Below are 9583 nucleotides of genomic sequence, written 5' to 3' on the forward strand. Positions count from 1 at the left end.
ATAAAGCGAAGTGTTTAATCTTCACCAGTTTTGTGCAGCGCTAAGTGAAGTCCGCAGGTGAGTAACGTACAAATTCGCACCACTGCTTGATCATCAAAGCAAAATCATCAATGCCGCAGCTTGCAGTGCTTTCACAATCGTAAAAATCAAACTCACTGTCACTATCAAGCGCTTCACCATGCGTCAAAACATTGGCCTGAACCGTGACCTCATCGGCAAGAATCATCACGCTGATTTCCTGCCCCTCAAGCGTCTGCTCTTGATTAAATGCACGTTTCGATGCTGCCATTAGCGCAATAACTTGATCTATTTTGGGAAGATCGTTGCTGATCTCCTCTTGTAGCCAACGGCCAATAATTTCGTGCCCCATCGAAAAAGAGCAGTAATAGCTCCCATCTAGGGTGTTTTTTTTAAATTCGTAGTCCATCGGGTTCTCGATATTGGTGCTTGGGGATACGGATAACTTTGTTATTATCGGTGATTATGGCTAACGAAACCACTTGAGATTATGCAGATCACAGAAACCACCGCACGCCAGATTGTAGAAAGAGCGATGAAGATCATCACTTATTCAGTCAACGTAATGGATGAAAAGGGACGCATTATTGGCTCAGGTGATCCCACTCGTTTGCACCAGAAACACGAAGGGGCGATTTTAGCCATCAATGAAAATCGAGTGGTTGAAATTGATCATGCCACCGCCAGTTACCTAAAAGGCGTTAAACCCGGCATCAATTTCCCCATCATTTATCAACAACGAGTGATCGGCGTGGTTGGAATTTCCGGTAACCCAACGGAGGTTCACCGTTATGGCGAGCTGGTCAAAATGACGGCGGAGCTTATCGTTGAACAAGCCGCACTGATGGCACAAGTACAGTGGAATAAGCGCCACCGTGAAGAGCTGCTATTACAACTAATTCAAGGTGCCACTCTCAACGAAACACAGCTCAATTCAATCGCCGAGCGATTAGGGCTCGACCTTTCCCAGCCGCGTATCGCTGCCGTGGTCAAATTGATCCCAGATAACGATACCGCCTTATCGCTAGAACACTTACAGCAGTTGGTGCATCTGCTGGAATACCCTGAACGGGACAATTTGGTGGGGATCATTTCAGTTTCTCACAACGAAGTAGTGGTTTTAAAACCCATCTCACTCACCGAAAAAGGTTGGTCACAAGAGGCCGAAACTAAACGAGTCAATCAACTGTTGAAGCGAGTGAAAAAAGAGGGCAAATTCACCATCAAAATTGCACTAGGTGATTATTTTCCAACGCTCTCTGGGCTGGCTCAATCTTATCAAACCGCCAAGTTGACGATGCAAGCCTCCCACCATAAACAGGGAGACGTCTTCTTTTATCAAGATGATAAGTTACCTGTACTGCTCAATAGCGTACAGCATGAGCCATGGAGCCGCGAGCAGTTACGCCAACCTTATACCCTGCTGGAACGGTATGATACTAAGGGAATATTAATTAAAACCCTCCGCCATTATTTTGAGCAAAACTGCGATGTTCATCAAACTTGCCAAGCACTGCATATTCACCGTAATACCTTGCGCTATAGGCTTGAAAAAATTGAGCAAGTAACCGCTTTAAAATTCAATCAGTTAAATGACATTACTCACCTTTATTTGGCTTTATCTTGCTTCAAATAAAAACATAAAATTGTGCATTTGCACAATTAATCAGTCGCGTCAAAGCCAGTAATCTGTGCAATAGACCGAAGACTCTTTTATTTTTGCTCCCTATATTGCAGCCAATCACTGATAAAAAATATGGATATAGAAGATGATTGAAGTTTCAACTCTCGGAGCTCTGGCCGCATTAGTCGTAGCTATCACGCTCATTCTAAAAAAAGTACCACCCGCCTATGGCATGATCATCGGCGCGTTGGTCGGTGGCGTGATCGGCGGTGTATCGCTGACCGACACCGTTGCTCTGATGATTGGTGGCGCACAAGGCATTGTGACCGCAGTACTACGCATTCTTGCAGCAGGTATTTTGGCTGGTGTATTGATTGAATCAGGCGCTGCCACTTCCATTGCAGAAACCATAGTGAAAAAGGTTGGAGAAACTCGCGCTTTATTTGCCTTGGCCTTAGCAACCTTAATTTTGACTGCGGTCGGCGTGTTTGTCGACGTAGCAGTAATCACCGTATCTCCTATCGCTCTGGCGATCGCTCGCCGTGCCGATCTCTCCAAGGCGGCCATTCTGCTAGCGATGATTGGCGGCGGTAAAGCGGGTAACGTAATGTCACCTAACCCTAATGCGATTGCCGCAGCCGACGCGTTTAACGTGCCACTTACTTCTGTAATGGCGGCGGGTATTATTCCTGGGATCTGCGGGCTTATTGTGGCTTACTTGATTGCCAAACGTTTAGTCAATAAAGGAAGTAAAGTCTCCGCCAGTGAAGTCGTTGCGGTGGATCATTCTAGGCTACCCCGCTTTAGCTCAGCGATCATCGCACCATTAGTGGCGATTGTGTTACTCGCACTACGCCCTATCGCTGGCATCAATGTGGATCCTTTAATTGCACTCCCATTAGGCGGGTTAGTCGGTGCGGTCGTGATGGGACGATTTGCAGACACTAACCACTTCGCGGTTTCAGGTTTAACACGCATGGCTCCGGTTGCGGTTATGCTGCTTGGTACTGGTACTTTAGCCGGCATCATCGCCAATTCAGGTCTTAAAGGCGGTTTAATCGAAGTACTGACCGCTTCTGGGTTACCTTCTTACCTGCTTGCACCGATCTCAGGTGCAATGATGTCACTGGCAACCGCTTCAACCACCGCAGGTACAGCCGTTGCCTCCAGCGTCTTTAGCTCCACTATACTCGAGCTAGGCGTACCCGCGCTGGCAGGGGCTGCCATGATCCATTCAGGTGCGACCGTACTTGATCATATGCCACACGGTAGTTTCTTCCACGCCACGGGCGGAGCGGTACATATGGACATTCGTGAGCGTCTCACCTTAATTCCTTATGAATCGGCAGTAGGTTTAGTGATTGCCTTCATTTCTGTGATGATTTTTGGCGTATTTGGTCTGTTTGTTTAACGCAGTTAAGGTGTTAAAAAATGAAAATTGTTATTGCTCCAGATTCTTATAAAGAGAGCCTAACGGCAATGGAAGTCGCCACCGCGATAGAGAATGGATTCAAACAAGTGTTACCCGATGCGCACTACATTAAGTTACCGATGGCCGATGGCGGCGAAGGGACGGTCCAATCACTGGTTGATGCCACTAATGGATCGATTGTTACCACAACGGTGACGGCGCCGCTAGGTGAGCAAGTCGAGGCTTTTTATGGCTTAATGGGTGATGGTAAAACAGCGATCATTGAGATGGCGGCCGCATCGGGCTTACACCTGGTGCCGCCAGAGCAACGCAACCCAATGAACACCACCAGCTACGGTACTGGTGAGCTGATTAAAACCGTGCTTGATCAAGGTGTTGAACACATCATCATCGGCATTGGTGGCAGTGCAACCAACGATGGTGGCCTCGGCATGGCGCAAGCCCTCGGCATTAAACTGCTTGATTCAGATGGTAATCCATTAGGCTTTGGTGGCGGTGAATTGTCAAAACTGGCCTCGATTGATCTCACACTACTGGACCCACGTTTAGCCCGCATCAAACTGGAGGTCGCCTGCGATGTCGATAATCCACTGTGCGGCGTACAAGGCGCTTCGCACGTCTTTGGCCCACAAAAAGGAGCAACACCCGAGATGGTCGCGCAACTTGATGCCAACCTTGCGCATTATGCAAACATCATCAAAACGCAATTAGGTCGTGATGTTAAAGAGATGCCGGGTGCTGGCGCGGCAGGCGGTTTAGGTGCGGCGCTGGTTGGTCTACTAGGAGCGAGCCTTCGTCCGGGCATTGAAATTGTGATGGATGCCGTGAACCTTAGCGATGTGGTAAAGGATGCCGATTTAGTCATCACTGGGGAAGGACGCATTGATAGCCAAACCATTCACGGTAAAACGCCAATCGGTGTTGCGCGCACTGCCAAACTTTTTTCCGTGCCAGTGATCGGCATTGCAGGCTGCTTGTCAGCAGACTGCGCCGTTGTTCACCCACATGGCATTGATGCGGTATTCAGTGTCGTTCCACGCTCGGTCGACTTGCCTACAGCCCTTGCCGAAGCGGCGCAAAATGTAGAAATGACCGCGCGTAATGTCGCGTGTGTTTTTAGCTTGTCTCACAGGCAATAACTATTTCGCTGAATACCATATGACGTTCACACTCATTTTAACTCCATTGACAGAACAACGTTATGAATTATGGGTCAAGTCATTGTTGGCGGAGCATTGCAGCCACCAATCGAACTTAATCTAATGTTATTTCAGCATTGAGTGAGAAGCTAGAATGGTAAAAAGCCACCGAATCGGTGGCTTTTTTATTAGGAGGTTAGCTTGGATAGCTCTTACACCGTTTGCTGGACAATCACACTGTCCGCTTTTTTAGTGTATTGCGTCATACGATGGAAGTTGAGGTAGCGATAGGTATCAGCTGCAGTTGCGTTGATCTGCTTCGCGTACTCTAGGTACTCTTCCAGTGTTGGAATGCGGCCTAAAATGGCACCCACGGCCGACAACTCTGCCGAAGCAAGGTAAACATTCGCGCCAGTCCCTAAACGGTTCGGGAAGTTACGGGTCGAAGTCGACATGACGGTCGCTTTATCGGCAACACGCGCTTGGTTACCCATGCATAACGAACATCCTGGAGTTTCAATGCGTACCCCAGCGCGGCCAAAGATGCCGTAATAGCCCTCTTCGATAAGCTGATCTTTGTCCATCTTAGTCGGTGGCGCAACCCACAAACGTGTGTCTAACTGACCATTGAACTTCTCAAGCAATTTACCTGCCGCACGGAAGTGACCAATGTTGGTCATACAAGAACCGATGAAGACTTCATCAATAGGCGTACCTTGTACATCAGAAAGTAAGCGCGCATCGTCTGGGTCATTTGGCGCACATAAAATCGGCTCTTTAATCTCAGCAAGATCAATCTCAATCACATGTGCGTATTCTGCATCACTATCCGCTTGCATCAACTCAGGATTGGCTAGCCACGCTTCCATCGCCGTAATGCGACGCTCGATAGTACGGCGGTCACCATAACCTTCGGCGATCATCCACTTCAACATAGTGATGTTAGAGTTGAGGTACTCTTCAATTGAGGCTTGTGACAATTTAACCGTACAACCCGCCGCACTGCGTTCTGCCGAGGCATCAGAAAGTTCAAACGCTTGCTCAACCGTTAAGTGCTCAACCCCTTCGATTTCTAGCACACGGCCAGAGAATTCGTTAATTTTCCCCGCTTTCGCCACTGTAAGCAGGCCTTGCTTAATCCCGTAATAAGGAATCGCGTGCACTAGATCGCGCAGCGTGATGCCCGGCTGCATTTCACCTTTGAAACGCACCAAGACAGATTCTGGCATATCCAGTGGCATCACACCCGTTGCGGCCGCAAAAGCAACCAAGCCAGAACCGGCTGGGAATGAAATGCCAAGCGGGAAGCGTGTATGCGAGTCACCACCAGTACCGACGGTATCAGGTAACAACATGCGGTTTAGCCATGAGTGAATAACGCCATCACCCGGACGCAGTGAAACACCGCCACGGTTCATGATGAAATCAGGCAAGGTATGATGGGTATTCACATCAACAGGCTTTGGATAAGCCGAGGTATGACAGAAAGATTGCATGACTAAATCAGCAGAGAAACCAAGACACGCCAAATCTTTCAATTCATCACGTGTCATCGGGCCAGTGGTATCTTGCGATCCAACCGTGGTCATTTTAGGTTCGCAGTAAGTCCCCGGGCGAACACCCGTCACGCCGCATGCTTTACCAACCATTTTCTGAGCCAGTGTATAACCTTTACCTGTATCAGCCACTGCAACTGGGCGACGAAATACTGTTGACGCTTCTAAGCCTAGTGCTTCGCGTGCTTTATCCGTTAAACCACGACCAACGATCAGTGGAATACGGCCGCCAGCGCGCACTTCATCAATCAATACGTCGGTTTTAAGCTTGAACGTAGCAAGCACTTCGCCAGTGTCGTGGTTACACACTTTGCCTTCAAATGGGTAAACATCAATCACATCACCCATGTTGAGTTTGGTAACGTCAACTTCAATCGGCAACGCGCCGGCATCTTCCATGGTGTTGAAGAAGATAGGTGCAATTTTACCGCCGAGCACGTAGCCACCCGCGCGTTTATTAGGCACAAATGGGATGTCGTCACCCATAAACCACAAAACAGAGTTAGTCGCGGATTTACGAGACGAGCCTGTACCGACCACATCACCCACATAGACTAGCTGATGGCCTTTCTCTTTTAGAGCTTCGATTTGAGTGATAGGGCCAATGCTGCCTGCTTTATCGGGTTGAATGCCTTCACGTTCATTTTTCAACATAGCCAGTGCATGCACTGGAATATCTGGGCGTGACCATGCATCTGGCGCTGGTGACAAATCATCAGTGTTAGTTTCGCCAGTAACTTTAAATACGGTTAGCGTGATCTTCTCTTGAAGCGCCGGTTTTGAAAGGAACCATTCCGCGTCTGCCCATGATTGCAACACTTTTTGTGCATGTGCATTAGCCGCTTTTGCTTTCTCTTCAACGTCATAGAACGCATCAAACATCAGTAGAGTACGCGATAGTGCATCAGCCGCAATCGGTGCCAGCTCAGCATCATCAAGCAATGAAACTAGCGGCTCGATGTTATAACCGCCTTGCATAGTTCCGAGTAGTTGCGCAGCTTTTGCGCGGCTCACTAGCGGTGAAGAGACCTCACCTTTAGTGATGGCGGTTAAAAAGCCCGCTTTAACATAAGCGGCCTCATCCACACCGGGAGGAATTCGATTTTCAAGGAGATCAAGCATGAACGCTTCTTCACCTTGAGGGGGATTTTTCAACAGTTCAACAAGTCCTGCGACTTGTTCAGCATTTAGGGGTCTAGGAACAACTCCTTCGGCAGCACGCTCTGCGACGTGTTTACGGTAGGCTTCAAGCACGACTTTTTCCTCTCATTGCGGTTTACCCCATTATTATTGACATGATGGGCAAACATCCTTGGAAACTTGGCTCTCCATTGCCAGATATTTTTATGTAATCAGCGGCAGAGAGGCCAAACTGTGGGACGAAGAATAGCAAATTTAACTTTAAATTAAAATCTTATCATTTTGACCAACATAGCAACTTAAGACTAAAGTTCTATGATTTTTGAGTCACTTACCGCCCACTTTTCAGCTCAATTCTCGCTAAAAGGTAGTGCCAATACTCAAGTATATCGAATCAAAATTATCTTCGGTTCGACCATAAGCAAACATAATCGGTCCAATCGGCGAATCAACACCGGCAAACACCGATCCCGCACCGTATAATGGGGCGGTATCAAAGCTTAGATCAGGATCAGACCATACACCGCCGTATTCTATTGATGCACCGACATAAAATGGGGAACTGAACAGGCCAAAGTCATTATCAAACCAGCGATAACGATACACCAAACTGGTGAACGCTTTATTCTGTCCAATCAAGCTGTTACGAGGAATACCTGATAAATTTAAGAAACCACCAATCGATTTAGGGTTTATCGGCTCACTGGAATTTTTACTTTGTACCACACCGTAATCAAGATTACCGACCAAAGTATGCCTGCCAAGGCTATAAGCAGCGATCAATTCACCGGAAAATTCATACACCGTATCGTTTGATTCAAGATCGGAAGAGACGCCAGAAACTTTATCGTGTGATGCAAGATACTCAAGATCAAGATAAACACCATGGGTAGGCAAGCTGAAGTCATCTAAGGTATCAATGCGGTAGTTAGCAAACACACCAGCACGGGTGTAATCCATATTTCCCATGGATGGCCAATTTGAGACTTCGGCCTCCCCGTCGGTATAGCGGATCCCTACCTTAAACTCTCGCCATAATTTATCTTGATAACCAAGCGACAATTCTCCAATCCATTCTAAATAGCTGATCGGCAAATAATCTTTACTGGCTTCTAGACTGGTGTCATCAAACCCTTGCATTGGCTTATTACGTTTATCATTGCTAAACGAAATCAAAGCTGAGGTAAACGCTTTTTGCCCTGAGAACAGAGGAGAAAAAAGCTCCGCTTCGATGATCTTATCGGTGCCCATTTCTAGATTGAAACGTAATTCAGAACCAAACGAATTTAAGTTGGTGAAATTGGAAGAGATACCCAGCGCATACTGACTATCCGTATGAAAATCATCTTCTAAGAAAAAGCGAAAATTGAGGTAATTTGGCCCCCAAGATTTCTCTTTTACATCGATGACCAGTTGGTTCTTTCCTTCAAATTCTCGGTATTCATAGGTCACTAACTCAAAGCGATCCAATGCATAGAGATTTTCGACCGTCGCTTCAATCTGCTCGGTTGATAGCGGTTGTCCTGTCTTTAAATGTAAACGGTTTTTTAACAATTGATCGCTGTAATGACTGCGGTTGTTGAGTACGATTTCATCAACCTTCACATCATCGCCATAAATTAAAGCCCTGCGGCGAGCCTGTTTTGCTTCCACATAGCGTTGATAACTAGCACTCGATAATGACAACGAAGCCAATACCGATTGGTTCGCCATTGCGATATCGTACCCTTTCCTATAAGCCGTAGGCATTTTATCAAATTCAGTGGTTTCCATCCTGCCGACATCAGGGCGTAAAAATACATCTCGCTCATTCAATAAACGTGCTTGTTTTTGAGTGCTTCTTTGTACGAGATAGTTGGAAAGCTGATCGGCTACTGTCAAAAAGGTGGTGAAAGCTTCTTGGTTTTTGTAATCGGTACTAATATCGATCGCGATAACAATATCAGCCCCTAAGGCACGTGCAACATCAACAGGCATGTTATTGGTCACACCGCCATCGACTAACCAACGACCATCAACTTCGTAAGGTGGCAGTGCTCCAGGTACTGACATACTCGCCATCATCGCATCCACTAAATAGCCACGATCCAGCACCACTTCCTCAAGAGCAATGATATCAGTTGCTACCGCGCGATAAGGAATAGGCAGTTGATCAAAGGACTGAAATTCAGAGAGATTGCCCGACGTTTCTCGCAAAATACGCAACATATTTTGCCCTTGCACCACACCACGTGGTGCGCGGATCTCCCCCCAACGCAGTCCAAGGTCGGTGGTCAGTTGATAGCGGTCTTCGTACTCTTTATCCCGAACACGACGTTGGCTACGGTTGACCCGGTCACGATAACCTTCATTCCAATCTACGCTGTAAATTAAACTTTCAATTTCATCGGCGCTCATACCACTGGCATAGAGGCCGCCCACATAAGCGCCCATGCTGGTACCAGTAATGAAATCAACGGGGATGCGCATCTCTTCCAGCGCTTTGAGAACGCCAATGTGCGCTGCACCTTTTGCTCCGCCACCAGCAAGTACCACAGCAATCTTAGGGCGCGCAGCACTGTCCAGCATAGGTTTTTCAGCTTGTGGCTCATCAGCCACCGCGAAAGTCGCAGGAAACATGAATACCAAGAACAATAAGTTACTTAAAAACTGTTTCACGACTCTTCCTTAAATC

Annotated in this window: 6 protein-coding genes; 3 read left to right on the forward strand and 3 right to left on the reverse strand. The window is 47.3% G+C overall.

The genetic code is table 11. From position 1 onward, the window contains the following. Window positions 1-40 precede the first annotated feature (40 nt). Window positions 41-427 (reverse strand): YacL family protein, encoded by a 387-nt coding sequence (locus B9J84_RS14235; protein WP_010317535.1) that lies wholly within the window; start codon window positions 425-427, stop codon window positions 41-43. Between the two features lie 81 nt (window positions 428-508). Here B9J84_RS14235 and B9J84_RS14240 point away from each other — a divergent pair, with 81 nt between their 5' ends. From B9J84_RS14240 to B9J84_RS14250, 3 genes are all read left to right on the forward strand, one after another. Continuing rightward, window positions 509-1654, forward strand: a complete 1146-nt coding sequence (locus B9J84_RS14240; RefSeq protein WP_017048371.1) for a sugar diacid recognition domain-containing protein — start codon at window positions 509-511, stop codon at window positions 1652-1654. A 133-nt stretch (window positions 1655-1787) separates the two neighbouring features. Next, on the forward strand, window positions 1788-3053 hold the full coding sequence (locus B9J84_RS14245; protein ID WP_013857655.1) for a GntP family permease: 1266 nt from the start codon (window positions 1788-1790) through the stop codon (window positions 3051-3053). 20 nt (window positions 3054-3073) lie between these two features. Further along, on the forward strand, window positions 3074-4213 hold the full coding sequence (locus B9J84_RS14250) for a glycerate kinase (RefSeq protein WP_094124412.1): 1140 nt from the start codon (window positions 3074-3076) through the stop codon (window positions 4211-4213). Between the two features lie 212 nt (window positions 4214-4425). Here B9J84_RS14250 and acnB read toward each other — a convergent pair whose 3' ends face one another. After that, entirely contained in the window at window positions 4426-7023 is a 2598-nt protein-coding gene (gene acnB, locus B9J84_RS14255) for a bifunctional aconitate hydratase 2/2-methylisocitrate dehydratase (RefSeq protein WP_094124413.1), read from the reverse strand. A gap of 246 nt (window positions 7024-7269) precedes the next feature. Beyond that, window positions 7270-9528, reverse strand: a complete 2259-nt coding sequence (locus B9J84_RS14260) for a patatin-like phospholipase family protein (protein ID WP_176429457.1) — start codon at window positions 9526-9528, stop codon at window positions 7270-7272. Window positions 9529-9583 lie beyond the last annotated feature (55 nt).

The organism is Vibrio sp. V03_P4A6T147 (assembly GCF_002241085.1).
GTDB lineage: Bacteria > Pseudomonadota > Gammaproteobacteria > Enterobacterales > Vibrionaceae > Vibrio > Vibrio anguillarum.

Coding starts and splice junctions, on each gene's coding strand:
- B9J84_RS14240 (WP_017048371.1), top strand. CDS start 509: ATGCAGATCACAGAAACCACCGCACGCCAGATTGTAGAAAGAGCGATG.
- B9J84_RS14250 (WP_094124412.1), top strand. CDS start 3,074: ATGAAAATTGTTATTGCTCCAGATTCTTATAAAGAGAGCCTAACGGCA.
- B9J84_RS14260 (WP_176429457.1), bottom strand. CDS start 9,528: ATGTTTCCTGCGACTTTCGCGGTGGCTGATGAGCCACAAGCTGAAAAA.
- B9J84_RS14245 (WP_013857655.1), top strand. CDS start 1,788: ATGATTGAAGTTTCAACTCTCGGAGCTCTGGCCGCATTAGTCGTAGCT.
- B9J84_RS14235 (WP_010317535.1), bottom strand. CDS start 427: ATGGACTACGAATTTAAAAAAAACACCCTAGATGGGAGCTATTACTGC.